Origin of the sequence: Pseudoalteromonas agarivorans, assembly GCF_024518735.1 — a bacterium.
GTDB classification, from domain to species: Bacteria; Pseudomonadota; Gammaproteobacteria; order Enterobacterales; family Alteromonadaceae; genus Pseudoalteromonas; species Pseudoalteromonas atlantica.
The window spans coordinates 1-26,159 of sequence record NZ_JANIGJ010000009.1; the positions used below are offsets into that span (position 1 = coordinate 1).

A 26,159-nucleotide genomic window follows, 5' to 3' on the forward strand; every position below is an offset into this window, starting at 1 on the left:
TTCTCACTAGACTTTTAAAGTCTCTGAAGGGCCGTTGAAGACTACAACGTTGATAGGCAAGATGTGGAAGTGGTGTGAGCCATTAAGCTAACTTGTACTAATTACCCGTGAGGCTTAACCATACAACACCAAACGCGTTTTGTGACAGAAACAAGCGACAGAAGTTAATAGCTAAAGTAGATAAATACTTAGACTTAAAAAATATTATCAGAATTTTTCCAAATTTAGTTGGTACGTGAAAACGGACTGACACCCAAATTTGCTTGGTAACCATAGCGTTTTGGACCCACCTGATCCCATGCCGAACTCAGTAGTGAAACGAAACAGCGCCGATGATAGTGTAGCATTTGCTATGTGAAAGTAGGACATTGCCAGGCTTCAAATAAGAGAAACCCGTTACAGCGATGTGACGGGTTTTTTGCTGTCTGGGATTTAATAAATAGCCAGACCCATGGCTAACTCATCAGAGAAGTAAAACAGCTCGAAGGCGAGCCGGGGCAACGATAGTGTAGCATTTGCTATGTGACTCTCTACCGCTGTGGGCACTACGACATTGCCAGGCTCCAAATACAAGAAAGCCCGACTCGAAAGAGCCGGGCTTTTTTTACGTCTGCAGAAAAGTAAAAAATACATTCCTGATATTATTCGCACAGTCTCCACCACCACCGTAGCGTGGGTTGAGTATCACGAAACCCGCGGATAAGGCTCGCCGCACATCTTTGTATGGTAAATATAGTGTTCTTATCTCACGAGCTGGATTACCAGCAGCAACAGTATCCGCCTCTATATGTTTCGTAACGACCGATCTCGCAACAATAAAGCTGTAACCCCAAAAGGTATAGGCTTGATCTATTATCAAATTTTTTTAGAAAGTCTTTTAAGTATTTTGCTAATTATCAATTGATAGCAAAGCCTATAAACTTGCCCCATCTTGTATTTACATACCTTACCAAAGGGGAGAAGAGCATGTCTCATCAAATTATTAAAGACTTACATAACCGTTACACGGCTAAAAAATACGATACGAGCAAACGTATTTCATCGGCGGATCTTGACGTAATTAAAGAAGCTATTCGCTTGTCTGCTTCTTCAATCAACTCTCAACCTTGGAAGTTTGTATTGGTAGAAAGTGATGAAGCTAAGCAGCGTTTGCACGATACATTTGCTAACAAGCACCAGTTTAATCAATTACACGCTAAAGAAGCGTCGCATACGCTGTTATTAGCTTACGATCCTAAGTTTACTAAAGAGAAGTTTGTTAAACGTGTGGATGTTGAAGTGAGCTCTGGTCACTTACCAGCGCAACTGCGTGAAAGCTTTATGGGAGCCTACGCTTTTGCTGAAATGAATACGGATGAAAATGGCTACAATGGCAGCTGGACTAAAGCACAAGTTTACCTAGCACTGGGTAACATTATGCATACACTGGCGCGTTTAAATATTGCATCTACGCCTATGGAAGGTGTTGACCCAGAGTTAATCGGTGAGAAGTTTAGCGAAGAGCTTGATGGTCATATTTGTGAAGTGGCACTTGCAATGGGTTACCCAGTTGAAGAAGAAGATTGGAACTTTGGCAAACCTAAAGCGCGTTTACCAGTTGAAGATATTATAGCTACTGTATAACGTGTTGCTATAAGTTAATTAGCCGAGAGCCTTCTCGGCTTTTTTATTTTTAGAATAAACCATACGCTTGTGTTTCTTCGTCTTCCTCTTGTGCTAAATGATCAGGTCTAAATATTGCGCTAGGGTCTATTAAAACACTGTGTTTTTCGGCTAACTTTATTAGCCCTCGCATCATGCCTTTGGTTTGCGGGTCTATATCAAAGCCTACTTCGGTTAATTTATCGAGTGGCTTAATGTCTTCTTTTTTATAATCTATATTGTCCTCTACTTTATCTACTAGTAATCCGATATGCGGGTTGAGCCCATCTTTAGTAGTAAAAACAATAATAGGTTTATAATCGAGTGTTATTTGCTCTTTTGCCGCATCAAACAGTCGTTGTAATTGCATAAAGCTGTTGCGCTTTATACTCGCTAAATATTTACTGGCTTGTTTATAGTCTTGCTCGTTATGAGTACTAACTGCGCGATCTGTAGTTGTTACTAGCGCTTGAAAAGGCTCATCAAGTTTTTCTATGATAGATTTTAGGTCACTGTTGTCAGTTTTAAACTCTTTATAAAATACGGCGATGTTGTGCAGCTGAGTTTTATCGTTTGTTATTAGGTGGCTCTGTTGCGCGATGCTTTTTTCAAATTGGCTAAACCAATCATTAAGCGAAGCTTGCCAGGTTCTTAGCTCATTAAGTGCTTTTTTATTACTTTGCTCTGTAGAGCTGCCATTTAAAATAACACCTAGGTCGAACACCGGCGTGGGTGTTTCCATGTAGTCTTTTACACCAATAAAGCTCTTATTGTTATTTGGCAATGTAGTGAGGTTATTATCAAACCGCTCGGTGAGTAAAATATCGAGAATTTTAAGTGAAATGGTTTTACAGCCCACTTGAAAGTTTATGAATTCCATACCTTTATCTTTAATTGCCTTGTAATGCTTTAAGGATAGAACAAAATAGATAAATAGCTTAAAGGTTGTGTGGTTTTTTAATTAGTGACTTAACTGCGAGTTTAAATTGTTGCTCTAATGCTTTTTTTCCACTTAAGCAATGTTGCTTGATTAGCTGCTCATTACTGTGGTTTTGTAATACCATTTGTATCAGCAAGTGGCGATCTTCACTTTTAGTTGCCATTAGGCTGGATGGGGAGTGGTTAAATAAATACCATAGTTTTGGCGCGGTATTAAAGCGATTTATTGTACTAATTGCAGTGTTTATAGGTGGGCTGGGCACGCTAGATTCATCGATAAATTTACTTATTAGCTCACTGACTAACTCACTGTCGAGTTGGCTAAAGTGCGTTAATAAACCATAAAACAAATCACTTTTAAATTGCTGAGCTAAGGTATGTAAGCCCTGCGTGGATGTGTTTAATGCTTTAATAACGAGGGCTGAGTGCTCACCCGTGCTTTTATCTCGCTGATAACCTAGCTTTACAGCACTAAAGTCCTGAGATTGCCAAAAACGTAAAAGCCCTGCTGTAGCCCCAAAACTTGCACCTATATAACTACAGGTGGGGGTTAGCTGATGTTGGCAATGCGCTAGCAATGCTTTACCTACGCCTTGTTGCTGCAGGTTAGGTGCAACAGCTATACGAATAACGCGTGCGCTTTGTTTTGTTAAATAGCTTGGCTGTGCGCTTAATTGCGCGAGCGATTGTGCCATTAAATGCCCTTGTGGGCGGCGCTCACCACTGATTACTTGCTTAGCTAGCTCTGCATCCATACCGCCTTCAACTGCTATTAAACACACACCCACAACATGCATGTCGCATCTACTAATAAACAGCCTTTGCGCTGGGGCATCAAGTAATTGGCGTAAATCGTTAACACTGCTCTGGTAATGGGCAAGTGCTAGCAACGCAACTATTTGCTGCAGTAAAGGCTCATTGTCAACGAGTTGCTGTTGAGTGACTTCAACGTGCTCAATGCTATTTAAAGTGGGTGGGTATTCGTTATATTGTGCATCTAAAGCAAAGAGTGTGCGTACATGTTGCTCAAGAGGGTCGCCCTTGGCAAAACGTAAAGGGTCTTCTAAGTTTACAATTTTTGCCGCTTTGTAATTTGCTTTAATATGTTGCGTAAAGCGAATGGTATAGCCTCGGCCATTACCCTCGTAGCCTACCAAGGTGCTTGCAAAGACTATACGCGGGTAGTGCTTTAACATGGTTAACAGTAGTGGGACAGGTATTGCGGCGGCTTCATCAACCAGTAATAAATCACATGGCGGCAACTGATTAAGCAGTGCATCGGGCGCCATGTATTGTAAATTAGCTAAATGTTTTTGCTGAGCCTTGTATTCAACCTGTAAGCTTTTAGCTAAATGCTTAAAACAGCTATGGGTGGCTCTAAATTGTGTTGCACATACAATGATTTTTTTATCATGTAGTGCTGCGGCTGCAAGACCTAGCGCGGCTGATTTTCCTCGCCCTCTGTCGGCATTAATAATTAAAGGCCTGTTCGCACGCCCTGTGGCCACCTTAATTATTTGCTCAACGCATTGTTGCTGCGCCTGATACTCAATTTTATTTGTTACATTGCTTTTGAGCGGCGGCTGTTTAAAGTCAGTGTGTTCATCAAAGTGTATGGCAGGTAGCGTTTGTAAAAGGCGAGAAAAACGTAAATTAAAATAGCTTTGCTGATTACTACATCCATAAGATTGCAGGCTTTGCAGCGCAGGGTCTTGCCATGACGCTAAACGTTGTAAATCAGGCAGTAATAAAAATAAAAGCCCGCCGGCTTTTACGGTGCCGGCTAATGCAGCGAGTTTATCGGGGTAAATGCCACTAAAGCCATCATAAACGACATGAGGAAACTCTTGCCCAAGTAGTTGATGAGTATGCTCAGGCCAACTTGCATTGGCAAGGCTGCTTGAAAGTAACTTTACATCATCCGAACGGGTTAACGCGCTTAATAGCTCATAGCACCACGTAGGCTGGCCTGTAATCAGCACTAACTGGCGATGCTTTGCGCCAGTTAGTTGCTGCGTTAATTGCTCAACACTGCGCTTATACAGCTTGAAGTCGTGCATATGCGGTTACTAACCATTTGCTACCAAGGTCATCAAAGTTTACTTGCACACGCGATTGCGCGCCGCTGCCTTCGTAATTAAGCACAGTGCCAATACCAAATTTAGCGTGCAGTACACGTTGGCCTAAGTTAAAACCACTTTCTTCAAATACAGCATGGCTTACTGATGCGCTAAAACGTCCTGCTGCAGGCGGTCGTGATACCTGTGTTTTAATACGAATTTCTTCTACGCAATCTTCGGGTATTTCACGTAAAAATCGCGATGGGCTATGGTACTTTTCTTGGCCGTATAAACGACGGCTTTCGGCATGGCTTATGTAAAGCTTGTCCATGGCACGGGTCATGCCCACGTAACAAAGGCGGCGTTCTTCTTCTAAGCGCCCTGATTCTTCATTACTTTGCTGCGATGGGAACATGCCTTCTTCAACGCCTACCATAAACACCAGTGGAAACTCTAAGCCCTTAGCAGAGTGAAGAGTCATCATTTGCACAGCATCTTCGTGTTCATCGGCTTGGCCTTCACCAGATTCAAGTGAGGTGTAGGCTAAAAAGCCTTGTAGTGGTGAACTAAACTCTTCTTCTTCGGGGAGTTCATACTGATCGCAGGCACTGATAAGCTCTTCTAAGTTTTCTACGCGAGCTCGGCCTTTTTCGCCTTTTTCAGCTTGATACATAGCCATAAGGCCAGAGGTTTGAATAGCGTATTTGGCTTGCTCTTGCAGTGTAAGGTCGCTAATTTTATCTTCTATGTGCTCTACCAACTCTACAAATTTTGTAACAGCGCTTGCCGCACGACCCGATAAATGTTGTTGTTCAACAATTGCTTTAGCTGCGTACCAAAGAGGCAGAGACTCAGCACGCGCACAGTCGCGTATATGGCTAAGTGTTTTATCGCCAATACCGCGCGCAGGGGTGTTAATTACACGCTCAAATGCGGCGTCGTCTTGGCGGTTTCCTACCAATCGTAAGTACGATAGCGCATCTTTAATTTCTTGACGTTCGAAGAATCGCATACCACCGTAAATACGGTATTTTAAGCCTTCTTGTAGCATGGCTTCCTCGAGTACACGAGATTGCGCGTTACTACGGTATAAAATAGCGGCGTCTTGCAACGCATTACCAGCATTTAACCAGCTGCGTAGCTTGCTGCTTACAAAGCGGGCTTCGTCTAGCTCGTTAAAGGCGGCATAAATTGATATAGGCTCGCCTTCGTTACCATCGGTCCAAAGGCTTTTACCCATGCGCTCTGAATTATTTTTAATTAGCGCATTAGATGCTTTTAGAATGGTCGCGGTTGAGCGGTAGTTTTGCTCAAGACGAATAGTTTCGGCGTCAAAATCAGTTAAAAAGCGTTTAATGTTTTCTATTTTAGCGCCGCGCCAACCGTAAATACTTTGGTCATCGTCGCCTACAATCATAATGCTTTGTGTATCACCAGCAAGTAGCTTTAACCATGCGTATTGAATGGTATTGGTATCTTGGAACTCGTCTACCAGCATGTGGGCAAAGCGCTGCTGGTAATGGCGAAGTAGCGTAGGGTTATTTTTAAGTACTTCGTAGCTACGTAGCAGTATTTCTGCAAAATCGACTAAACCTGCACGGTCACACGCTTCTTGATACGCGGCATATACACGCAGCATCATTTGCTCGTTTATATCGTAGGCTTGAATATCTTTAGGGCGCAGGGCTTCATCTTTTTTAGCACTGATGTACCAGCCAAATTGTTTGGCGGGCCACTTTTTGTCATCAATATTCATTGATTTTAATAAGCGCTTGATCATTCTAAGTTGATCGTCAGAGTCTAAAATTTGAAAGGCTTCTGGTAGGTTTGCTTCTCGATGGTGAGCGCGCAAAATACGGTGTGATAGACCATGGAATGTACCAATCCACATGCCACCGACAGGGGCTTTTAGGGTTTCTTCAACACGGGTGCGCATTTCTTTAGCGGCTTTATTAGTAAAGGTAACCGCAAAAATACTATAAGCAGAGGCTTGCTCAACCTGCATTAACCACGCGATACGATGAACTAAAACACGTGTTTTACCCGAACCAGCACCTGCTAATACCAGCATGTTTTGTAGTGGGGCTGCAACGGCATCGCGTTGTTTGTCATTTAAGCCATCGAGTAATTCAGAAACGTCCATCGTTACGCCTTTTCAATCAATAATGAGGGCAGTATAACAGGTGTTTTTGTTAGGCTAAATAAAATACTGTTTTTATGAACAGCTATTCTAAAAATACTTGTAAAACTAATCGCTTAGTCGCTTTTTTGTACTCTTAAGTAACGATAATTAATAATAAAAATAATCAAATTGACCTATATTTAGTAAAAAATACTAAAGCAGTTATTTAGTAGTAATTTAACTATTTGATTTTTAAGCTTTAATAAATTGGCATAAAGTGTGATAGTAAGTAAATAACTAAAACTTAAAATTAAAATTAATTAACTACAGAGGTGAGTATGGCTGATCAAGGTTCTGGCGGTAATGTTATTGCAGCGTTGTGCAATATATTTTTTCCTGGTTTAGGGCAATTGGTACAAGGGCGAATTTTAGCCGCTATCTTTTTTGCGCTAGCTATTATAATTAGTTACGCACTTATTTATGTATTAGTAGGCTTCGTACTCGTGCCTATTATTTATTTATGGTCGATTATAGATGCTGCACGTTTTAGATCGCGAAGTTAGCTTTTATGTCACCTATTTAAATAGCGCCCATTGGCGCTATTTTGCGTTTTAGGGTCGGTGTTTAAGGCTATTTATGGGTATAATTAGTGCATTAGCGTTTTAAAAGTAAAAATTATGGAATATCAATTTATACGTGACCCCATTAGTGGGCTGCGCATTAAAATAAGTAGCGAGCATGCCCTAATTGGCCGCTGGTTAAACGAAGAAATTGGCAAAGAAAAAGTCGCGATGGTACAAGCACTTATTAGCTCGGTAAAAACAAGTTACGAGCCAATAACGTTAAAAGGCCAAGAGATAGACTTAATACTCTCTAAAGACGAAGCCTTATTTGAAGCCCATGCTCTACACCAAGACAGCGAAGATTTAGTCGCCTATCAAGATGATGACTTAATGCTTGAAGAAAATGGCCTAGTGAGTGGTTGTGGCTTTGAAGATTTTATAGATTTAATAGAGTCGTGGGCTGAGTTTAGTGGCTCGCGTTAAACGTTTAAAAGGCCAACCTAGTTGGCCTTTTTTGTAATATCAATGGTGTAAAGTTATTAGACATTTATAGCGCTCTATTTAGCCCCCTAGAATGATTAAATATTTAAGTCGATTGGTATAACTACAGATTATTGATTTTCTATTGATTTAACGCCAGCTAATAATAGCTCCTCTGTTAAACGTACTTTGTAATTAGGGTTTGCGTATTGAAAATACACAACGCTACTTTTATCAATTACAAATACAGCCGGTACAGGTAAAGCGACGTTTACCTTGCCTTGGGCATCAACAAAGTTAACACCGCGCTTATTGCGATAGATAGCGGCTGTTTTATCATCTAAAAAATAAGCTAAACCTAAGGCTTTTGTTAGGGTTAAGCTATCATCTGAAAGCAGTAAATAATTTGGTGAACTTATTTTACTTTGGGCTAGTTTTTCTGGACTATCTGGCGATACTGCAATAATTTGCGCGTTTAAATTAGCGAGTTGCTGCTCAATTTTTTGTATATTAGCCAGTTGCTTTGAGCAATAAGGACACCAACCTCCGCGGTAAATAATAAGCACCGTTGTTTTTTCAGCAAAGCGCTTTTGTAACTCTACATTATTACCATGTTGATCTTTGAGCGTTATATTAGGCACGCTTAAGCCCGGTAATAATGGTGATACTTGCTCGGGGGCTGCAGCAATTCCTTCTGTACTTGCTTGCGCATTCGTTACTAAAAAAGCAGCCATTACAATACTCGCCAAGGTGTGCAGTAACACTTTACTCATCATTATTTCCTGCCCTGTTTTTATGTGCTGTTTATAATAGATCAAAAATGCACTTTTTATTATTTGCCTGTATCATAAGCGTAATTTAAAAGCTCAAGTGGAAACGATATGTCAGCCAACTTAAATAAGCTAGTAGTAATGCTAGAAATGCAAAATGCCATGAACACTAAAGTTCATGATCAATGGTTTAGCCAAGGCTTTGAGTGGTACAGAGCCATTTGGGTAGAGTGTGCAGAAATGCTAGATCATTACGGTTGGAAGTGGTGGAAAAAACAAACCCCAGACACCGAGCAAGTAATTCTAGAATTGGTTGATATATTTCATTTTGGTTTGTCGTTAAGAATTGACGGAACAACCTCTTACGAAGAGTTAGCTAAGCAGCTAGAACAAGAACTTAGCGCACCACAGGCCGCAGATGACTTTAAACAAACTCTTGAAATATTAGCAGCTTCAGCAGTTGCAAATAAAACCTTTAACGCGGCCGCGTTTGCAGGGTGTATGGCGCAAATAGGGATGGATATTGACGATTTATACCGCGGTTACGTAGGTAAAAACACGTTAAACTTTTTCCGCCAAGATCATGGCTACAAAGATGGCAGCTACATCAAAGTATGGAATGGCCAAGAAGATAACGAGCATTTAGTCGAAGTCGTTAAAAGCCTTGATACCGAACATGCCGACTTTGCAAAGTTAGTATATCAAGGCCTAGTGGCGCGTTACCCGCAACAATAATCTAGCTGCTAGATTATGTTTCTGTAGTCGGTTACGTTTAAGTAATCGGCTATTACATTATGTGGTTGCTGGCTATCTGGGTTGGCCACCGCAAGTAAATGTTCAATGCCGTATTCTCGGGCAGCATTTAAAACTGGCACACTGTCATCAACAAACAAAGTGCGCTGCTTATTAAACCCTAAGTCCTTTTGTACTTGATGCCATAAACTTTGCTGCTCTTTACTCACTCCGTATTGATGAGTAGACACCACGCCATCTAAATAATTATCTATCGCGGTATGTTCAAATTTAAGCATGACGTTTTCAGGGTGGGCGTTAGTTAAAAGAATTAGCTCTTTACCTGCTTTTTTTAACTCTGTTAAAAAGTGGGGCACATCTTCGCGTACTTTTATTAAGTGCTGGGTTTGGCGTTTTAATTCCATTATAGGTAAATTGAGTTGCTCTTGCCAATAATCTAAGCAATACCACTGTATTTGACCACTTACCGCTTGATAGCGTTTGTGCATATCGGCTTTTGCTTCATCAAGGGTAATATTGCGAGTGAGCGCAAGTTGCTCTGGTACAACGTTAAGCCAAAAGTGACTATCGAAATGTAAATCGAGTAATGTTCCGTCCATATCGAGTAAAACGGTATCGATTTTTGACCAATTTAGCATGGGCTTTTCCTTGTGAAAAGTTTATGATTAAGCACAACTGCCATGATAGCAAAATAACGCCAATGACACAGAAAAAGCACCCAACTCCGCCTCAAATTATTAGTAACAATGTAGTTGCTAAAAGCCGTTTATTTACTGTTGAATCGTTAGAGCTTAAGTTTTCTAATGACGAAGAGCGCCAGTATGAGCGCATACGTGGCGGTGGCCGCGGGGCTGTAATGATTGTACCAATAACTGCAGATAACGAAATGCTACTGGTACGTGAGTATTGCGCGGGCACAAACGACTACCAATTAGGCTTTCCTAAAGGCTTGATAGACCCAGGCGAAACACCACAGCAAGCAGCAAACAGAGAGCTTAAAGAAGAAGTGGGTTTTGGTGCTGAATTTTTTGAGCCGCTAAAAGTAGTATCAATGGCGCCAAGTTACTTTAACGCGACCATGCATATTTTATTTGCTAAGCAACTATATCCGCAAACGTTAGAAGGTGATGAGCCCGAACCTTTAGTGGTTGTTAAGTGGCCATTAACAGATTGGCAGTCATTATTAGAGCAAGACGATTTTACCGAAGCTCGCAGTGTTGCCGCTTTGCTATTATTAAATAAGTATTTAGCGTCTGGAGCTGCAAATGAATAAATTACTAGAGCCTTGTATTGAACTTGCACAAAGTGCAGGCGATGCCATTATGGCTATTTATAAAAAAGACGATATTGGCCAGCAAGAAAAATCAGACTCTACGCCTGTTACAAAAGCAGACTTAGCGTCTAACGATGTGCTTGTTGCTGGTTTAAAAGCGCTTGCGCCCGACATCCCTATCATGTCGGAAGAAACGCCTATTCCGGCACTTGCCCAAAGAAAGAACTGGCAGCGATATTGGTTATTAGATCCGATGGATGGCACTGGCGAGTTTATTTTAGAAAGTGGTGACTTTGCCGTTAATATTGCACTTATTGAAAATAACCACCCCGTTTTAGGTGTGATTCATTGGCCAGCAAAAGGGATCACTTACTTTGCTACTGCTAATCAGGGTGCATTTAAACGAGAAAATGGTAGCGACACAAAAATGTCGGTAGCAACACCCGATAACCTAACGTTGGCAGTAAGCCGTAGACAAAAAATTGAAGCGGTCAGTCAGTATTTAAATACGCAGTTTGCCACTATTGCAGTAGGCTCGTGCTCGCTAAAAGCATGTATAGTTGCCGAGGGCAAAGCCGACTGCTTTTTACGAATTGGTCCTACAGGCGAGTGGGACACCGGCGCGTCACAAGTTATTGTAGAAGAGGCGGGCGGGTGTATAACCGATGCAGAATTTAATCCGCTTACTTATAACCAGCGTGAGAGCACTGAAAATCCTGACTTTATTGTAATGGGGCACCCAGATTGGGAGTTTCAAAAAATGATAAGCCCACACCAGAGATAGCTATTTATAGGGCTTGTTGATTGCTTTTTGTTCGGTTGAACACAATTAACTAGTTAAAGCCTTGCAATATAAGTTTATTCCTATATTATAGCGCTCTCTTCGAAACAGGCTCGTTATTAACACGAAACTATTTCAAAGAAATTACAGGCGCGGGATGGAGCAGCCTGGTAGCTCGTCGGGCTCATAACCCGAAGGTCGTCGGTTCAAATCCGGCTCCCGCAACCAATTTTTTTAAAAGCTTGGTTACTGTAAACTCTAACTTAAGAGATTAAATTAAGTAGTCGATAGACTTAAAATATACAGGCGCGGGATGGAGCAGCCTGGTAGCTCGTCGGGCTCATAACCCGAAGGTCGTCGGTTCAAATCCGGCTCCCGCAACCAATTTCCTTTAGGGGCTTGAGGTTACTGTAAAATGTTAGTTAAAGAAAAGCTTGTCGGTCTCAGCTCTTCATTAGCCAGCAAAGGTAGTCGTTTTAAATTCGGCTCCCGCAACCAATTTCCTTTAGGGAGTTGGCAGCCACGTTGTAATGTAAGCAACGCTAAATAAGTATACATATTTCAGGCGCGGGATGGAGCAGCCTGGTAGCTCGTCGGGCTCATAACCCGAAGGTCGTCGGTTCAAATCCGGCTCCCGCAACCACTGAAATAATAAGTTATATTAAATCGACACGCTTAAAGCGTGTTTTTTTATGCCTAAAATACAGTGAAATGGATAGCTCGTCGGTCTCAGCTCTCCATAAGCCAGCAAAGGTCGTCGGTTCACCTTTCATAAGTTCTGGCTCCCGCAACCACTGAAATAATAAGTTATATTAAATCGACACGCCAAAAGCGTGTTTTTTTATGCCTGAAATTTATATTTATTTCCCTATAAAGCACTCTTAGATTTATACCTCCAAGTAATATCTATAAATATTATAAACTTCTCTAAAAATACGTTATTACTTAAAACTTTGTATAGTTTATGTTAAAACGGCACAAATAATTTTGGGTTGTTACACATGACTGAACTTTATCACTGGTTTGATTTAATCGGCATTGCTGTGTTTGCTGTTACAGGTACTTTGGTCGCACACGAAAAGAAAATGGATGGTTTTGGTGTTGTAGTATTAGCAGCGGTAACAGCGATTGGGGGCGGTACGGTTCGCGATCTCATATTAGATGTTCCGGTATTTTGGCTACACGATCAAAGTTTTTTTTATGCTATTTTAGCCGCGGTATTTATTACCACGCGGCTTATTAACAAGCAGAAGTCGATTCCGCACTACACATTACAAATTGCCGATGCATTTGGTTTAGCATTTTTTGCGGTAATGGGCACCCAAAAAGCCTTACTAGCCGGCATGCCAAATATGACCGCGATTATTATGGGTGTAATTACAGGTTGCTTTGGGGGCATGCTCCGTGATGTGCTTGCTCGCGAAATTCCTATGCTGCTAAAAGGCGAGTTATATGCTATTACCTGTATTGCTGGCGGTGTAGTTTACACGCTGGGAATTCACTTTGCGTTCGCGACCGAGCTGGCCATGGTAATGGCAATGGTAACCACCTTATTGCTTCGTATTGCGGCTATTAAATGGCAAATCACAGTACACGTTTTTAAATATTCTGACTAAACTAATTAATTAAACCATTAATTAGGATAAGGAATGTCGCTAGCTCGCATTTATTCTCGTGCCCAAGTGGGTATAAACGCCCCCGAGGTTATTGTAGAAGTACACCTAGGTAATGGTTTACCGGCATTTAATATTGTTGGGCTGCCAGAGGCCTCAGTTAAAGAATCAAAAGACAGGGTGCGTAGCGCCCTAGAAAACTCTCAATTTGGTTTTCCTGATCAACGTATTACTGTAAATTTAGCCCCTGCCGATTTACCTAAAGATGGCGGGCGTTTCGACTTAGCCATTGCCGTAGGTATTTTAGTGGCCTCGGGGCAGGTAGTGTGTCCAGATATACATAAATATGAATTTTACGGTGAGCTTGCCCTTAATGGTGAAGTGCGGGGAGTTAATGCCATTTTGCCTTCTGTACTTGCTGCAAAAGAGCAAAACCGTTGCTGCTTTTTACCTTTTACCAATGATAGTCTCGCAAGTTTGGTGAACGGCGTTAAGCGTAAAGCGGTTAACTCGTTACAAGAAGTATGGGGGGATTTATTAAATCAGCAGCCACTACCTTTAAATATTGAATACCCAGATTGCGCCCAGTCTCCCGACTTTTTACTCGATTTAAGTGATGTTAAAGGCCAACCCGGTGCTAAGCGAGTGCTAGAAATAGCCGCCGCTGGAGGCCATAACCTACTTTTTTTAGGCCCGCCTGGTACGGGTAAATCTATGCTAGCGCAGCGTATGGCTACGATAATGCCAACCATGTCTGACGATGAGGCAATATCAACGGCTGCACTGTATTCTATTATTGGCCAATCAATTGATTTAAATAATTGGCGCCAACGGCCTTTTCGAAACCCACACCACACTTGCTCGGCAGTCGCTTTAGTTGGTGGCTCTTCAAACCCTAAACCGGGTGAAATTTCACTTGCGCATAACGGGGTGTTGTTTTTGGACGAGCTTCCGGAATTTGAACGTAAGGTACTTGATTCGCTGCGTGAACCCATGGAAACCGGCTCGGTGGTTATTTCGCGGGCTGCAAGGCAAATGGAGTTTCCGGCGCAGTTTCAGCTTATAGCCGCACTAAACCCAAGCCCTACCGGGTGTCATAATGATAAGCGAGCAACACCTGAACAAGTGATGCGCTATTTATCGCGCGTATCAGGCCCGTTTATAGACCGTATAGATTTACAAATAGAGCTGCCGCGACTAACAAGTGTTGAGCTACAAAGTACCGAGCCTGAAGAAACCAGCGCCCAAGTAAGAGCCCGAGTAGAGGCAGCCTACAGTGCACAGCTAAAGCGCCAAGGTAAGGTTAATGCACGATTAAATAATAAAGAAATGAATATCCATTGCACTTTAGCCCCTGCTGAGTTGCAGTTTTTAGCGCGCGCTAGCGAAAAGCTGTCGTTATCGCCACGCTCGTACCATAGGGTCATTAAAGTGGCGCGTACTATTAGTGATTTAAAAGGTGCAGAGCATATTAGTTTAGAAGAGCTAAAAGAGGCGCTAAACTATCGCGCTTTTGAGCGGTTACTAGCGCAGTTAACTAAATAAACTAAACGCTGCTGGAAATAATACCGAACCGCAATAATGTTTAATTATTTTAAGGTGCTAAGCTCGGTGCTTGCTGCGTTTTTCTGTGTTTAAAATTTTAATGCGCTAAATTGAGAGCATGTAACCTTTGCCGCGCACGGTTACAATGCGTTTTTGGTCTTTTTCATCGTATAGTTTTTTACGCAAACGGCCAATTAAAACATCCACAGTACGGTCATTTGGGCTCCAATCTGGTTGGCCTATTTCTTCTGATATTTTTTCTCGCGAGGTTGCTTTGCCTGCGTTGCTAATTAAACAAATTAGCACTTTATGCTCGGCTTCGGTTAAGCGCGATTCAATACCTGATGAGGTAATTAATGTGCGGTTATCGGGGTGGAGCTTAAAGTCGGCGTATTCTATAAACTCTTCGCTTTCATCATCGTCTTGATTAATTGCAATACGTTTATAAAGTGCGCGCATGCGCAGCTCAAGTTCTAATAAATCAACAGGCTTACAAATATAGTCATCAGCACCTTGTGCAAGCCCTGCAATACGATCGGCTTGAGAGTCGCGGCTAGATAAAACAATCACGCCAATATCGGTCAAAGTGTTGAGCTCTTTGGCAAGCTGCAACCCATCACGCTTGGGTAATACAATATCAATAATGGCAAGAGAAATAGCACTGCGTAGGTTTACGCGTTGCCTAACTATGTTTAGGGCATCGGCACCTGTGGGGTCTATTTCTATCGAAAATTCGGTGTCTGTAAAGTGATTTTGGATGCGCTTAACGAGTAGCTCGTCGTCTTCAACCAATAAAACGTTAATTGCCATAGGACTTATTTTTGTATATTTATAGCTCTGTATGGTAGCACCAATCGTTAAATGCTGAGAAGGGGGCGGTGTAACTTTTCGGTAACTTTATGTTTCAGATATAAAAGGCGGCTTACCTAAGGTTGCTGTTTATGTGAGAAAGCTCAGCACATTTAGCTAAAAATGTGCTGAGCGCTGTGTTACTTATCTGAATACATTGCGTCCCACCACTGTGGTTCGCCTTTTAGTTTTTTATCAAAATAAGCAAGCATGGTGTTCCACCAATCAAAGCGTTTATCACGAGCAAAAATTTGATGGTCGGCGCCTTTATATTCAATAAGCTCTACGTCTTTATTTAAAAGCTTTAAGGCGGTATACATGGTTAAGCTTTCGCCAACAGGTACATTGGTATCGCTATCGCCGTGTAACAGCAGTAAAGGGGTCGTTACTTTATCGGCATGAAATACAGGGCTGTGATCGCTATAAAGTGAAGCGTTATTCCACGGAAAGCTATTTTTTGATGCTTCGCCTGAGTATAAATACCCCCACCAACCTTCGCCCCAATACGAGGTTAAGTTTGATATACCCGCATGCGCAATAGATGCACTAAACATGTCTGTTTTGGTGGCAAGTAGCATGGTCATGAAGCCTCCGTATGAGGCGCCTAAATTACCCACTTTTTTGCTATCAACAAAATCGTATTTTTTTAAAAAGGCCTGCGTACCTTGCATTATATCGCTAGCGGTATAATCGCCCCAGGCGTTAACGTGCTGAGCAGAAAATGTTTGCCCAAAGCCAGTTGCTCCTGTTGGCTGCAATACATAAACAACATAGCCATTTGCTGCCCACAAGTTAAATGGGTAGCGCCCTGTAAAACCACGGGTAACCGGTGAGGTGCCACCGTAGTAATAGACAAGTGCAGGGTGTTTTTTAGTTTTATCTAAGTTGGTAGGTATGTACACACGCCCTGTAATTTCTACGCCGTCTTTATTTGTAAAGTTAAACTCTTCCAGAGTCGGTATTTGTGTATTAGCGTAGGCAAGCGGCTTAGAGTCCCAGATTAGGTCTGTTTTATTTTTACTTATATTTAAGCGTTTAAGCTGCTGAGGGGTGGATGCTGTGGTACCGCTTAGTAGCACTTGCGGGTTTCTCTCGTGCGAGTAGCTAAATTGCTCAACGATATCTAAACCCGTATTAAGTTTTTTAAAGCGCTGTTTGCTCAAGTCATATAGATACAAAGGTTGGGTATCTTGCTCTGTTACTTTTATAAGTGCATCGCCGTTATCAAGCACATGTAATTCACCTATAGCGGGGTCAAACTGCTTACTAAGCGCTTTTACGTTTTTACCGTTATCGCTAAGTAAGTACAATTGGCCGTCGTAATTATTAGCTAACATCCCTTTTGGAAGGGCACGGCCTGCGCCATTTTTAAAATCTGGGCCAGCAACAACGTACACATCTTTGTTGGCGTACTTTGCATGGTTAAAGGTTTTAAATTTACCAAAAGACGTTATTTTATTCGATTGTAAGTCAAGTTCCACCAGTTCAGTTTCTGGGTGGGTGGTGGCTTGCATAACCATAACTTGGCGGCTCATTAATACTTTGCCACGATTAGTGTTTGCATCTTCAAAGCTATGCGAAATAGGGCCTTGGCTAAGCGCTTTGGTTAAGCCGCTGTTGGTGTCTAACATATAGAGCTGACTTACGTTGCGTGCGTATGACCATCTATCTTGAAGGCCTTTGTAGTGCTTAGTTAAGCTGTTGTTGTCTTCGGGGGTTTTAGACCAGCTAAAAATAAGGCTGTTGTTATCATAAAAATTAAAGTTACTCGCGCCTTCAAGCTCTCTGGCCAATGTTTTAATGCTGAAGTTTTTACGGTTTAGCTGTTTTAGCTCACTCCCTAGCATATAAACTAAAAATTGATTATTGGGGCTCCATACCATATTGCTTGGTTGCTGGCCTTCAAAGCGATACAAGGTTTGATTTTGGCTATTTTTAAGCTCAGTTACCACGTTTGCTTGGTTAGCTGTTTTATTTGAATAGCTGCGCGTGCTGGTAACGTATTGTTTAGCATCGGGCGCTAAAGAAAGTCCATTAATGGTGGGGGCATCAAAAAGCTGCTCGGCTGAAAGTCGCTTAGTTGTAGAGGTGTTAATTGTAATGTTGTCAGTGTCGGCCTTGGGTTCAAAATCGAGAGAAACGTTGTTCCAGTTAGCCACTTGTTGCGCCACTACAATCACACTATGAGAGCCATTAGTTAACGATAAAGAGTATGTGTGGTTATCGCCTTTTTGAAGCTTGGCATCAATAAACAACTGAGCGTTCTCTATCCCTTTTATAGTTAATGTGCCTTGGCTATAGCGGGTTGTTTCAATATTGAACTTAAGCGCTTGTAGGCCACCTAAAGTAAGTGCGTTTACTTTATTAAACGGCTGCCAGCTATGCTTTTTACCAAATACAGACACACTTTGCGTATTACGTTGCAACTGCTCTAATAAGTTATTAATAATGACTTGGCCGTGTGGTGTTTGAAATGGCTTAACTTGCATGTTTTCGCCTAAAGGGCCAATAAACTCGATATTTGATTTATCAAGCGGGGCTGCTATTGCTGTCAAGCTCAAGTTGCCAAGAGCAAAAAAGGTAGCTGCTTGTTTTAGTAATTTATTTTTTGTGGTCCAAGGTGAGCTAATTCTCATATTTGTGCCTATTATTGATAGTTATTTGGCCAAATATAGCATGTATTGTTACCATGCCCATATGTTCAACTCATCGGAGAAAAAGTGACTTTACTGATTGTGTACATGGTTGCTGCCATCGTTATTTCTTTTTTATGCTCTGTAATGGAAGCTGTACTGTTAAGTATTTCGCCCAGCTATGTGGCGCTATTACGCAAAAAACAGCCTGAACTTGCAAAGCAGCTCGAAAAACTAAAAAATAATGTAGATCAACCGCTTGCTGCAATACTAACGCTTAACACAGTGGCCCATACTGCAGGTGCTGCAGGTGTGGGTGCACAAGCCGCTGTGGTTTTTTCAGATGCGGCAGTAGGAATTGCCTCTGCCATAATGACACTTTTAGTATTGGTACTTTCAGAGATTATTCCAAAAACCTTAGGGGCCAATTATTGGCGTGCCTTAACCCCTAGCGTGACCTATTCTTTACGCTTTTTAGTGATATCGCTAAAACCATTTGTGTGGCTTGCTCAAAAGCTTACTAATTTAATGGGGGCCAAGCACGATGAGGCTTTTTATATTCGCCAAGAAATAGAAGCCATGGCAGATATAGGCACCGAAACAGGGGCAATCCATGCCGATGAGTCAGAAATAATCCGCAACCTTTTACATTTTAGGCATGCGAAATTAACCGACTTAATGACGCCACGTACTGTGCTGTATAAAGTGCATAAAGGGTTAACGGTCGATCAATACATGAGCGAGCACGGCTCGTCTTCATTTTCGCGCGTGTTAGTATTTGATAAAGACGCCGATGACATAATTGGCTTTGTACATAAAAACGACATTATGTTGGCTTATCACCGCTTAGGTACCGATTATAAAATTAGCAAATTAGTTAAGCCTATTCATACGGTACCCGAAGGGCATAATGTGTCCTCGCTACTACAAACCTTACTTAAACAGCGCACTCACATATGTTTAATTGTTGATGAATACGGTGATGTTCAAGGCATTGTAACCCTAGAGGATATGATAGAAGCCCTTATGGGGCTTGAAATTGTTGATGAGCGCGACCAATCGACCAATATGCGCATGGTTGCCAAGCAGCGCTGGCGCCAGCGTTTAGCAAGCAGCGAGCACATAGTTAGTGAAGATGACGACACGCCCCGAGATAATAAATAATTACGACGGGGTTGAAGGTTAGCGTTTAATTGTGCCCCCCGTCGTATTTACCCAGTTTAGTGCCCACTCTATAAAATCGTCTTTGGCTTTAGGGCAGGTAAACAAAAATCCTTGCATGGCTAAATTAGTGCGGTAGTTTTTTAAGTAGAGTGATTCTTCGGCGCGCTCTACGCCTTCGGCCACAAGGGCTAGTTGCTCTTGGCTGGCAATATCAACCAGTGAGCTGACCACCACTTGCGAAAACTGATCTGTTTCAATATTACTAATAAGTGTACGGTCAATTTTTATTTCAGTAAAAGGCAGGCGCTTAATCTGGTTCATGTTGGTAAAACCTACACCAAAGTCATCCAATGATATGCCAAAGCCATGCATTCTTAATCTGTTTAAGGTTTCTAGCTGAGAAAGGCTAGACAGCGCATGTTGCTCGGTAATCTCTAAAATTATATCACTAGGTGATAGCTCATTGAGCTGCAGTATAAGCATCAGCTTGTTGGGGCAGCTTAAATCATCTAGTTGCGTGGGAGATAGGTTAAAAGCCAGTTTTAGATGCGCAGCAATGTTTGTACGTATAGCTTTTAAATCGCTGGTGGCTTGCTCAAATAAGCTAAAGGTAATTTGATTAATTAACCCCGATTGCTCCGATAACGAAATAAACCGATTGGGCGAGATAATTTCGCCAGTGTGCGTTTTAACGATGCGCGCTAGCACCTCAATACTTTCTATTTCACTGGTTTGAGAATTTATTTTTGGCTGATAGTAAGGGATTATCTCGTTTAAATTGATTGCCTCATGCAATGCCTTTTCTGAAATAGAGGCATGAGAAAGGTCGTTATGTACTGCTAAATGCTTTGCTTTTTGTAAAACGGTTTTTACTTGGCTAAGTTGCACGGGTTTAGCTAAATTTGCGACTAAATGAATATTGCTATGACGCGCTAAATTGGCAGCTAGGTTAATAACCTTATGATCCATCTCCGAAATTATAACTACTGCGCCTGTAAAATTAAGCTCGCCTAGCTTTCTTATAAACTCCATACCATCCATTTCAGGCATGTTTAAGTCTGTAAATACAATATCGTAAAAGTTTATATCGTCGGTTACATGAGTTAGCGCTTGCTGAGCACTCAGGCATTTTGTAACTTTATTCGAGACTCCTAGCTCATTTAAAATGGCCTCCATAACAATTAAAATCGCCTTTGAGTCATCCACAACTAAAATATTGGGTACCGAAATCGACATGCTCTATCCTTGTAACTGCTTAATATATTAGTACTGTAAAAATAGCGCCTGATCAGCCTTTTGTCAGCCTAGTTTTATATTATTTTTTATCTTCGAAGTGCTTTTGCGCTTATGGTTTAAGGCAATTCGTGTTTTTTAAATTCATCGGTATACTAGCGCCATTGTTTTAACTGGTTTTAGTCATGATAAAAATCGATCTCATGCTTGCAGAGCAACCATTAACGCTAATGGTATCTGGGCATAAAATAGTACAAATATTTCATAATCAACAGGCCATAAGCTTTACAACACCCAAAGAGCATTACGCCGAATTTACTTTAGATAATAAGCAAATAGGGATTGATAGCTCACATGTTCATGAGCAGTCTTTATCGTTATTTGTTGATGGTGTGTTTGCTACTGAACTAGCTTTGCCTGCGCCGGTAAATAGCCAGCCCAAAAAAGGCTTTTTAGGGCTAGCGGCATTGGGCTTTAAATTATTTAAAAGTGCAAAAGTAATTAAGGTGGCGCTGGCAGGTGCATCGGTTGCTGGCTATGCCTGGTTATTTAGTATTGAATTTGCACTTATGCTTATAGCGTGTTTAGTGGTGCATGAGTATGGGCACGTAAGAGCCATGAAATACTTTGGCATAAAAACCAAAGGTATTTACTTAATCCCCTTTGTAGGTGGGCTAGCTGTTAGTGACGATAAAATAACAACGCGCTGGCAAGATGTAGTTATATCCCTCATGGGGCCAGCGTTTGGTTTATTTACCTCAGTGCTGGGTGTGGTTTTATATTACGCCACCGAAATGGACATATTTGCCGGCGTTGCAGTACTCAGTGCCTTATTGAATTTGTTTAACCTTTTGCCTATTTTACCGCTTGATGGCGGACATGTGTTAAAAAGTATCAGTTTTTCAATGCGATCTTGGGTCGGTTTAAGTGTGTGCTTATTGGGCGTGCTATTTGGATTATGGCTTAGTTATACATTTGGCTTAATGTTGCTGGTGTTCTTTTTGTTTGTGGGCGCACTGGAAATTGTATTTGAATGGCGCGGTCGACATTACTCGCATTTATTGCCGCTTGATAAATACGGCCAAGGTTTTTCAGCCGCTATGTACGCTATTGTAGTTGCAGGCCATGTGGCAGTAATGATGCACTTTGCAGATTCAGAAAACCCAATACTTAGCCTGCCGATGACGATTTTATCGAGCTAATCGCTATACGCGCAGTATACCTAAATACTGCGCGTTATTAAGGGTTAGTAAAAGCTCAGCACTAGCGATATAAATACCCCCGTTACAAATAACTGCACTACACAAAACCCCATAATGTCTTTCGCTTTTAACCCTGCTATTGCCAGTACAGGTAAAGCCCAAAAGGGTTGAATTAAATTGGTCCACGCATCGCCCCACGCAACAGCCATAGCAACACGTGATATATCGGCGCCCAGCTCTTGCGCTGCGGGTATAACAATAGGTGCTTGTACTGCCCATTGGCCGCCACCAGAAGGTACAAACATATTAACGAGTCCTGCACTTATAAAGCTAAAAAATGGCAGGCTATCGGCATCAGCAACAGCTATAAAACCACGCGATATTTGCTGCGCTAAACCGCTGTCGACCATCACAGCCATAATACCTGCATAAAACGGAAATTGAATGACAATACCCGCACCGCTGGGAATTGCTTGTTGCAAGCTATTAAGCAAGTTATGGGGTGTTTGGTGCAAGGTAATGGCTAAAAACAAAAACACAGCAATAATGCTGTTTAGGTTTAGGCTACCGCCTGCAACTATAAAGTAATACGCCAAATAGCAAAGGCCAAGTAAACCAATCGAAATGCCAAGCAGCTTTGTGTGTTCTAAATGCTGAGCAGGGCGAGTAATTTTTTCATGTGCGGGCGGGGGCTCTTTAATAAGTGCTGGGTCTACATATACGCTGTTTTTATCACTGGGTAGCATGTAGCGGTTAACCAACGGCATAATAATAAATAAGCCAATAAGTATGGCTATGTTAAAACCAGCAAACAGGGTTTGCTCGGTACTAATTATGCCAATGCTATTTTGTGAAAAGTGCCCTTCGGTAGCAATCGTAAGCGGAATTGAGCCTGCTAAGCCGCCATGCCACACCACAAAGCCAGAATAAGCACTGGCAACTAATAGGCGGTAATCGACCTGTGTTTGCCTTGCAATTGCTTTGGCAAATAAAGCCCCAATAACTAAGCCAAACCCCCAATTAAGCCAGCTGGCTAATAGCGAAATAAGCGTGACTAAAATAATCGCTTTTGGCGCTGAATTAGCAAGCGCCGCCAGTTTGTTTAATAACGAATTGATAATGGGCGTGCTTGCTAGCATGTAACCTGTAATCAGCACTAATAGCATTTGCATGGCAAAGCTAAGCAGGTTCCAAAAACCACTCCCCCATGCGTTAATAACTTCAATATGTGTTGCGGGGGTAAAAATACTGGCAGAGAGTAAAGTAATTAAGCTCAGCAATATGACAAATATAAAAGGGTCGGGTAAGTAGCGCTCTACTAATTTGGTAAACGGTGTGGCAATTTTATTAAGCATAATGTGTCTGTGTGTTTTTTAGTCTTATTATAATTAATCATGCTCTTAGCACATTAGCAAACCCGCATTTAGTCTTATATTTTAGGGTCTGAGTATCTTATAGGTTGAACAAAATTTAATCCTAAAAGGGTAACAGGCCTTACTTAAAGGCTTAAACGTTGCTTAAAAGCATGGCTTACAGTAACGTACTGTTTATAGATAATTTACTAACAAAGATTTTGTATCATGCCGGTAATATTTAAGAGGCTAGCGCTACTTGTTCGTGCTCATATCGATCAGCTGAGCTGGCAAGCCGTGGTGCTTGCAATACTTGCTCATATGTTAGTGACTTGGGGGCTGCTATTTATTGCAAATGAGCAAGCGCTTACCTCGTTTACAACCTTTTTTTACTACTACACAGTAACTACCTCAACAGTGGGTTACGGCGATTTTAGCCCAACCAGCGAGCTGGGGCGTTGGGTTGTAGCTTTAATACAAATTCCATTTGGATTAGCTTTATTTGGCGTTCTGTTAGGAAAAACAGGGCAAACAGTGACTTACTTAATTAGGCGCGCTATGACTGGTGATAAAAACTTTGCTCACAGTAACAACCACATTATTATTTTTGGTTGGCACGATACCCGAACAAAAAAGATGATTGATTATATCCTGGCCGATACCAAACGTACCGACCGCCGTATTTTGTTGGCGGTGACCGAGCAAATGGATCACCCATTTTTAACTAACGAAAATGTCGACTTTGCCCGCCTAACAAGTTTTACCGATTTAGAAGAGCTTGAGCGTGTAGCTATAAGCCGTGCCGACAAAGTTATTATTGATGGGCAAGATGACGACCAAACATTTACAACGGCACTGCGTATTAGCCGTTTAGTTAAAGATGAGTGCCATATTAGCGCGCACTTTTTAGATGAAACCAAGGTCGATATGTTGCTTGAGCATTGCCAAAATGTGGAGTGTAGTAGCGCTAAGTCGGCTGAGATTTTAGTACGCTCAATGCAAGACCCAGGCTCGAGTCGAGTACAAGAAGAGCTATTATCTACATTGCACGGCGACACGCAGTTTAGCCTAGCTATTCCAAGTGAATGCGAAGAGATGGAGTTTGGTACTTTATTTCATCATTTTAAGCATGACTATAATGCTATTTTGTTAGGGGTGGCGCATAACTTAAGTGCACAAAATATGGATTTAAATCCGCCACTTGATTACAAGGTAAATGCGGGCGATATCCTGCACTACATTGCCCTTGAACGTGTGCTAACAAATGAAGTAGATTGGCAAAGCTTGGCCAAATAACAAGGCTTAGGTTAAATAATGAATGAAGTAGTATTTTTAATAATTATTTTAAGCGCTTATATATTACCCGTGGTGATAGTGGTTAATAGTAAGCGCACCCAAGGCCACGAAAAAAACGGCTGGTTATTAGGCGTAATTATTTTTTCGTGGTTGGGGCTTTTTATGTATTTTACGATTGTGCCCAAGCATGGTCACAAAAAAAGAAAGAAGAATAAACCGTCATAGGTCTATTCTAGCTGCTTGAGTTTGTGCTCAACCAGCGGGTCATCTGGCACTATTTGTTGGGCAACTTCTAATAATTGAATAGCATCATTTGGGTGTTCATCTTGATGTTTAAGTGCGACATCTATTAACGGCTGAATATCTATTTTGGCCTGATGTTCTTGCACATGCACTTCTTTTTCATCTGCTAAAATTTGATGTGCTGTACTTAATAATGCCAAGCGATGAGGCGAACTCGCATTTGCCTTATTTAGGCTTTGATAATACTCTTCTTTTAAGCGCAAGGTTTTGGTTTGCAAACGAAACTGCGCTATATCAATTTGCTGGTGGCGTATAAAATCAACAGCCACTTGTTTGTAAAAGCCAAACTTAGTGAGGTAGCTTGCGTGGGTACCGTGGCCCATGCCAAACACTCTTAAATGGGTCAGTTGCGGGTACCGCTTAGCATGTAGGCGGTCTATTTTATTGGTGGGGTCATAAATTATATACCCCTTAGCATGGCCTAAATCGAGGTCGTTATACTCACTTTGCCAATCAAATTGCTGCGCAAGCTCTGTGCTGGAGCGGGTGTCCCACGGAACTGTTTCGGTGTTTTTGGTGCTAACAGGATGAAAAAATAAAACCTGATCTAATTTAAGTAATTTTGCAAATGCGCCAACAGCAAAACCACCGCGACTAAGGCCATAGCCTAAGCGGCACTTAAACGGTGTAAGTAAGCTTGATAACTGCTCCAAAAAGAAGATTAAATTACGGCTTCTAAACCAATTGCTTTTGCCTAAATGTTGGAACGAAATAACATTAACATTTTGTTTTTGCGCTAAGTGATAGCCCCAAGGGGCAAAGTCATCGGTTAGGTCGTGTTCTTGGACGTTGGTGCCCGCGGGGGAAAAAGTAAAAAGCAGGGGCTTATTTAAATCAACAAATTCGTATTTTACATACACATCGCCGAGTAGGTCGCCGCCAGACATAGGCAGCTTAGTTTGTTGTTCATCACGGCAAAGCGTTAACCATTCATCTAACCAATACAGTAGTTTCATTAATCCCCCAATTATAACTCGCGGGGGATCGTATCAAACACGGCCAAATGAGGTCAAACATAGCCAAGCTTTAGCCCGTTAATGGTTAGCTACTAATACAGCTTGATATTTACTTACTGAGCTTAATTGCTCATGGCTATTATTTGCTCCCAGTCGTTTTGTGTGACTGGCATTACCGAAAGACGGCCTGCTTTTTTAAGGGCTAATTCGGTAATAGCCTCGTTAGCTTTAATGTCTTTTAAGCTTACGCGTTTGTTTAAATGGCTTTTATAGGTTACTTCAACTACAAACCAGCGTGGCTTGTCCGGCGTGGCCTTCGCATCGTAATAGTCACTATTTAAATCAAACTGAGTTGGGTCGGGGTAGGCTTCTTTAGTAACAGTGGCTATGCCCACAACGCCTACTTGTTTGCAGCTAGAGTGGTAAATAAATACTAAGTCACCTAATTTTATATCGTCACGCATAAAGTTACGTGCCTGATAATTACGCACGCCTTCCCACAGGGTGGTTTGTTGCGGCGCTGTTTTTAAATCATCAATCGAAAAAGCATCGGGCTCAGTTTTAAATAACCAATAATTCATAGCGTTACTCATTTAGTTAGATTTACATAGCTGCATTGTATAGTATCATT

At 41.7% G+C, this 26,159-nt stretch carries 23 protein-coding genes, 3 tRNA genes and 2 rRNA genes; 17 read left to right on the plus strand and 11 right to left on the minus strand.

All coding sequences use genetic code 11. The annotated features are described in order from the left end of the window. The 3 genes from NQT65_RS15610 to NQT65_RS15620 all read left to right on the plus strand — a co-directional run. Window positions 1-122, plus strand: a 23S ribosomal RNA gene (locus NQT65_RS15610); the annotation flags it as partial. Between the two features lie 140 nt (window positions 123-262). Continuing rightward, window positions 263-377: ribosomal RNA gene (rrf, locus tag NQT65_RS15615) — 5S ribosomal RNA — on the plus strand. Between the two features lie 589 nt (window positions 378-966). Then, complete coding sequence (locus NQT65_RS15620; RefSeq protein WP_024031966.1) at window positions 967-1,623, plus strand: NAD(P)H-dependent oxidoreductase; 657 nt, start codon at window positions 967-969, stop codon at window positions 1,621-1,623. A gap of 49 nt (window positions 1,624-1,672) precedes the next feature. Here NQT65_RS15620 and NQT65_RS15625 read toward each other — a convergent pair whose 3' ends face one another. Genes NQT65_RS15625 through uvrD form a run of 3 tightly spaced genes read right to left on the minus strand, consistent with a single transcriptional unit; the run spans window position 1,673 to window position 6,783 of the window. Further along, window positions 1,673-2,521: a chemotaxis protein gene (locus NQT65_RS15625; protein WP_256851512.1), complete on the minus strand. Its 849-nt coding sequence runs from the start codon at window positions 2,519-2,521 to the stop codon at window positions 1,673-1,675. A 58-nt stretch (window positions 2,522-2,579) separates the two neighbouring features. Further along, window positions 2,580-4,640: a tRNA(Met) cytidine acetyltransferase TmcA domain-containing protein gene (locus tag NQT65_RS15630; protein ID WP_256851513.1), complete on the minus strand. Its 2,061-nt coding sequence runs from the start codon at window positions 4,638-4,640 to the stop codon at window positions 2,580-2,582. Further along, window positions 4,618-6,783, minus strand: a complete 2,166-nt coding sequence (uvrD, locus tag NQT65_RS15635; protein ID WP_024031969.1) for a DNA helicase II — start codon at window positions 6,781-6,783, stop codon at window positions 4,618-4,620. The genes NQT65_RS15630 and uvrD overlap by 23 nt, the downstream gene beginning before the upstream one ends. 317 nt (window positions 6,784-7,100) lie before the next feature. Between uvrD and NQT65_RS15640 the strand changes: the two genes are divergently transcribed. Together NQT65_RS15640 and NQT65_RS15645 are read left to right on the plus strand one after the other, a co-directional pair. Then, the gene (locus NQT65_RS15640) at window positions 7,101-7,325 is read left to right on the plus strand and encodes a hypothetical protein (protein WP_004588664.1); all 225 of its coding nucleotides are present in this window, start codon (window positions 7,101-7,103) and stop codon (window positions 7,323-7,325) included. A 114-nt stretch (window positions 7,326-7,439) separates the two neighbouring features. Continuing rightward, entirely contained in the window at window positions 7,440-7,808 is a 369-nt protein-coding gene (locus tag NQT65_RS15645; RefSeq protein WP_054983969.1) for a YacL family protein, read from the plus strand. 128 nt (window positions 7,809-7,936) lie between these two features. Here the strand turns inward: NQT65_RS15645 and NQT65_RS15650 are convergent, their stop codons facing one another. Then, entirely contained in the window at window positions 7,937-8,581 is a 645-nt protein-coding gene (locus NQT65_RS15650) for a peroxiredoxin-like family protein (protein WP_256851514.1), read from the minus strand. 105 nt (window positions 8,582-8,686) lie between these two features. Between NQT65_RS15650 and NQT65_RS15655 the strand changes: the two genes are divergently transcribed. Beyond that, window positions 8,687-9,310 carry a dUTP diphosphatase gene (locus NQT65_RS15655; protein WP_004588667.1) on the plus strand — a complete coding sequence of 208 codons (624 nt, stop codon included), beginning with the start codon at window positions 8,687-8,689 and terminating at the stop codon, window positions 9,308-9,310. Between the two features lie 8 nt (window positions 9,311-9,318). Here NQT65_RS15655 and yrfG read toward each other — a convergent pair whose 3' ends face one another. Then, window positions 9,319-9,966 (minus strand): GMP/IMP nucleotidase, encoded by a 648-nt coding sequence (gene yrfG / locus NQT65_RS15660; protein WP_004588668.1) that lies wholly within the window; start codon window positions 9,964-9,966, stop codon window positions 9,319-9,321. Window positions 9,967-10,028: 62 nt separating this feature from the next. Between yrfG and nudE the strand changes: the two genes are divergently transcribed. From nudE to NQT65_RS15695, 7 genes are all read left to right on the plus strand, one after another. After that, window positions 10,029-10,601, plus strand: coding sequence for an ADP compounds hydrolase NudE (gene nudE, locus NQT65_RS15665; protein ID WP_029772216.1), 573 nt, complete (start codon window positions 10,029-10,031; stop codon window positions 10,599-10,601). Beyond that, window positions 10,594-11,385, plus strand: coding sequence for a 3'(2'),5'-bisphosphate nucleotidase CysQ (gene cysQ, locus NQT65_RS15670; RefSeq protein ID WP_004588670.1), 792 nt, complete (start codon window positions 10,594-10,596; stop codon window positions 11,383-11,385). The genes nudE and cysQ overlap by 8 nt, the downstream gene beginning before the upstream one ends. Window positions 11,386-11,533: 148 nt before the next feature. Next, a tRNA-Met gene (locus tag NQT65_RS15675) sits at window positions 11,534-11,610 on the plus strand. 79 nt (window positions 11,611-11,689) lie between these two features. Then, window positions 11,690-11,766: transfer RNA gene (locus tag NQT65_RS15680), tRNA-Met, on the plus strand. Window positions 11,767-11,948: 182 nt separating this feature from the next. Continuing rightward, window positions 11,949-12,025 (plus strand) — tRNA-Met (locus tag NQT65_RS15685). A 358-nt stretch (window positions 12,026-12,383) separates the two neighbouring features. Beyond that, the gene (locus tag NQT65_RS15690; RefSeq protein ID WP_256851515.1) at window positions 12,384-12,998 is read left to right on the plus strand and encodes a trimeric intracellular cation channel family protein; all 615 of its coding nucleotides are present in this window, start codon (window positions 12,384-12,386) and stop codon (window positions 12,996-12,998) included. A 33-nt stretch (window positions 12,999-13,031) separates the two neighbouring features. Then, window positions 13,032-14,540 (plus strand): YifB family Mg chelatase-like AAA ATPase, encoded by a 1,509-nt coding sequence (locus NQT65_RS15695; protein ID WP_256851516.1) that lies wholly within the window; start codon window positions 13,032-13,034, stop codon window positions 14,538-14,540. A 105-nt stretch (window positions 14,541-14,645) separates the two neighbouring features. On the opposite strand, the gene NQT65_RS15700 is transcribed toward NQT65_RS15695, so the two are convergent. Together NQT65_RS15700 and NQT65_RS15705 are read right to left on the minus strand one after the other, a co-directional pair. Continuing rightward, window positions 14,646-15,350 carry a response regulator transcription factor gene (locus tag NQT65_RS15700; RefSeq protein WP_004588673.1) on the minus strand — a complete coding sequence of 235 codons (705 nt, stop codon included), beginning with the start codon at window positions 15,348-15,350 and terminating at the stop codon, window positions 14,646-14,648. Between the two features lie 179 nt (window positions 15,351-15,529). Beyond that, window positions 15,530-18,025: an alpha/beta hydrolase family protein gene (locus NQT65_RS15705; RefSeq protein WP_256851517.1), complete on the minus strand. Its 2,496-nt coding sequence runs from the start codon at window positions 18,023-18,025 to the stop codon at window positions 15,530-15,532. A gap of 84 nt (window positions 18,026-18,109) precedes the next feature. Between NQT65_RS15705 and NQT65_RS15710 the strand changes: the two genes are divergently transcribed. Beyond that, complete coding sequence (locus tag NQT65_RS15710; protein WP_004588675.1) at window positions 18,110-19,186, plus strand: CNNM domain-containing protein; 1,077 nt, start codon at window positions 18,110-18,112, stop codon at window positions 19,184-19,186. Between the two features lie 18 nt (window positions 19,187-19,204). On the opposite strand, the gene NQT65_RS15715 is transcribed toward NQT65_RS15710, so the two are convergent. Further along, window positions 19,205-20,422 (minus strand): EAL domain-containing response regulator, encoded by a 1,218-nt coding sequence (locus NQT65_RS15715; RefSeq protein ID WP_004588676.1) that lies wholly within the window; start codon window positions 20,420-20,422, stop codon window positions 19,205-19,207. 182 nt (window positions 20,423-20,604) lie between these two features. Here NQT65_RS15715 and NQT65_RS15720 point away from each other — a divergent pair, with 182 nt between their 5' ends. Then, window positions 20,605-21,621, plus strand: a complete 1,017-nt coding sequence (locus NQT65_RS15720) for a metalloprotease (RefSeq protein ID WP_126005502.1) — start codon at window positions 20,605-20,607, stop codon at window positions 21,619-21,621. Between the two features lie 44 nt (window positions 21,622-21,665). Here NQT65_RS15720 and NQT65_RS15725 read toward each other — a convergent pair whose 3' ends face one another. Beyond that, window positions 21,666-22,976 carry a short-chain fatty acid transporter gene (locus NQT65_RS15725; protein ID WP_256851518.1) on the minus strand — a complete coding sequence of 437 codons (1,311 nt, stop codon included), beginning with the start codon at window positions 22,974-22,976 and terminating at the stop codon, window positions 21,666-21,668. A 225-nt stretch (window positions 22,977-23,201) separates the two neighbouring features. Between NQT65_RS15725 and NQT65_RS15730 the strand changes: the two genes are divergently transcribed. Both NQT65_RS15730 and NQT65_RS15735 read left to right on the plus strand, forming a co-directional pair. Continuing rightward, window positions 23,202-24,269 carry a potassium channel family protein gene (locus NQT65_RS15730; protein WP_024031979.1) on the plus strand — a complete coding sequence of 356 codons (1,068 nt, stop codon included), beginning with the start codon at window positions 23,202-23,204 and terminating at the stop codon, window positions 24,267-24,269. An 18-nt stretch (window positions 24,270-24,287) separates the two neighbouring features. Beyond that, the gene (locus NQT65_RS15735) at window positions 24,288-24,494 is read left to right on the plus strand and encodes a PLDc N-terminal domain-containing protein (protein WP_004588680.1); all 207 of its coding nucleotides are present in this window, start codon (window positions 24,288-24,290) and stop codon (window positions 24,492-24,494) included. Between the two features lie 2 nt (window positions 24,495-24,496). Here the strand turns inward: NQT65_RS15735 and NQT65_RS15740 are convergent, their stop codons facing one another. Both NQT65_RS15740 and NQT65_RS15745 read right to left on the minus strand, forming a co-directional pair. Continuing rightward, window positions 24,497-25,528: a hypothetical protein gene (locus tag NQT65_RS15740; RefSeq protein ID WP_029773520.1), complete on the minus strand. Its 1,032-nt coding sequence runs from the start codon at window positions 25,526-25,528 to the stop codon at window positions 24,497-24,499. Window positions 25,529-25,650: 122 nt separating this feature from the next. Beyond that, window positions 25,651-26,109 carry an EVE domain-containing protein gene (locus tag NQT65_RS15745; protein WP_029773519.1) on the minus strand — a complete coding sequence of 153 codons (459 nt, stop codon included), beginning with the start codon at window positions 26,107-26,109 and terminating at the stop codon, window positions 25,651-25,653. Window positions 26,110-26,159: the final 50 nt, after the last annotated feature.

What these genes read in the sequence shown, in the direction of transcription:
- NQT65_RS15735 (WP_004588680.1), top strand. Translation starts at nt 24,288, where the DNA reads ATGAATGAAGTAGTATTTTTAATAATTATTTTAAGCGCTTATATATTA.
- NQT65_RS15620 (WP_024031966.1), top strand. Translation starts at nt 967, where the DNA reads ATGTCTCATCAAATTATTAAAGACTTACATAACCGTTACACGGCTAAA.
- NQT65_RS15690 (WP_256851515.1), top strand. Translation starts at nt 12,384, where the DNA reads ATGACTGAACTTTATCACTGGTTTGATTTAATCGGCATTGCTGTGTTT.
- NQT65_RS15720 (WP_126005502.1), top strand. Translation starts at nt 20,605, where the DNA reads ATGATAAAAATCGATCTCATGCTTGCAGAGCAACCATTAACGCTAATG.
- NQT65_RS15645 (WP_054983969.1), top strand. Translation starts at nt 7,440, where the DNA reads ATGGAATATCAATTTATACGTGACCCCATTAGTGGGCTGCGCATTAAA.
- NQT65_RS15700 (WP_004588673.1), bottom strand. Translation starts at nt 15,350, where the DNA reads ATGGCAATTAACGTTTTATTGGTTGAAGACGACGAGCTACTCGTTAAG.
- cysQ (WP_004588670.1), top strand. Translation starts at nt 10,594, where the DNA reads ATGAATAAATTACTAGAGCCTTGTATTGAACTTGCACAAAGTGCAGGC.
- NQT65_RS15745 (WP_029773519.1), bottom strand. Translation starts at nt 26,109, where the DNA reads ATGAATTATTGGTTATTTAAAACTGAGCCCGATGCTTTTTCGATTGAT.
- NQT65_RS15650 (WP_256851514.1), bottom strand. Translation starts at nt 8,581, where the DNA reads ATGATGAGTAAAGTGTTACTGCACACCTTGGCGAGTATTGTAATGGCT.
- NQT65_RS15655 (WP_004588667.1), top strand. Translation starts at nt 8,687, where the DNA reads ATGTCAGCCAACTTAAATAAGCTAGTAGTAATGCTAGAAATGCAAAAT.
- NQT65_RS15730 (WP_024031979.1), top strand. Translation starts at nt 23,202, where the DNA reads ATGCCGGTAATATTTAAGAGGCTAGCGCTACTTGTTCGTGCTCATATC.
- NQT65_RS15705 (WP_256851517.1), bottom strand. Translation starts at nt 18,025, where the DNA reads ATGAGAATTAGCTCACCTTGGACCACAAAAAATAAATTACTAAAACAA.
- nudE (WP_029772216.1), top strand. Translation starts at nt 10,029, where the DNA reads ATGACACAGAAAAAGCACCCAACTCCGCCTCAAATTATTAGTAACAAT.
- NQT65_RS15640 (WP_004588664.1), top strand. Translation starts at nt 7,101, where the DNA reads ATGGCTGATCAAGGTTCTGGCGGTAATGTTATTGCAGCGTTGTGCAAT.
- NQT65_RS15725 (WP_256851518.1), bottom strand. Translation starts at nt 22,976, where the DNA reads ATGCTTAATAAAATTGCCACACCGTTTACCAAATTAGTAGAGCGCTAC.
- yrfG (WP_004588668.1), bottom strand. Translation starts at nt 9,966, where the DNA reads ATGCTAAATTGGTCAAAAATCGATACCGTTTTACTCGATATGGACGGA.
- uvrD (WP_024031969.1), bottom strand. Translation starts at nt 6,783, where the DNA reads ATGGACGTTTCTGAATTACTCGATGGCTTAAATGACAAACAACGCGAT.
- NQT65_RS15625 (WP_256851512.1), bottom strand. Translation starts at nt 2,521, where the DNA reads ATGGAATTCATAAACTTTCAAGTGGGCTGTAAAACCATTTCACTTAAA.
- NQT65_RS15715 (WP_004588676.1), bottom strand. Translation starts at nt 20,422, where the DNA reads ATGTCGATTTCGGTACCCAATATTTTAGTTGTGGATGACTCAAAGGCG.
- NQT65_RS15695 (WP_256851516.1), top strand. Translation starts at nt 13,032, where the DNA reads ATGTCGCTAGCTCGCATTTATTCTCGTGCCCAAGTGGGTATAAACGCC.
- NQT65_RS15630 (WP_256851513.1), bottom strand. Translation starts at nt 4,640, where the DNA reads ATGCACGACTTCAAGCTGTATAAGCGCAGTGTTGAGCAATTAACGCAG.
- NQT65_RS15740 (WP_029773520.1), bottom strand. Translation starts at nt 25,528, where the DNA reads ATGAAACTACTGTATTGGTTAGATGAATGGTTAACGCTTTGCCGTGAT.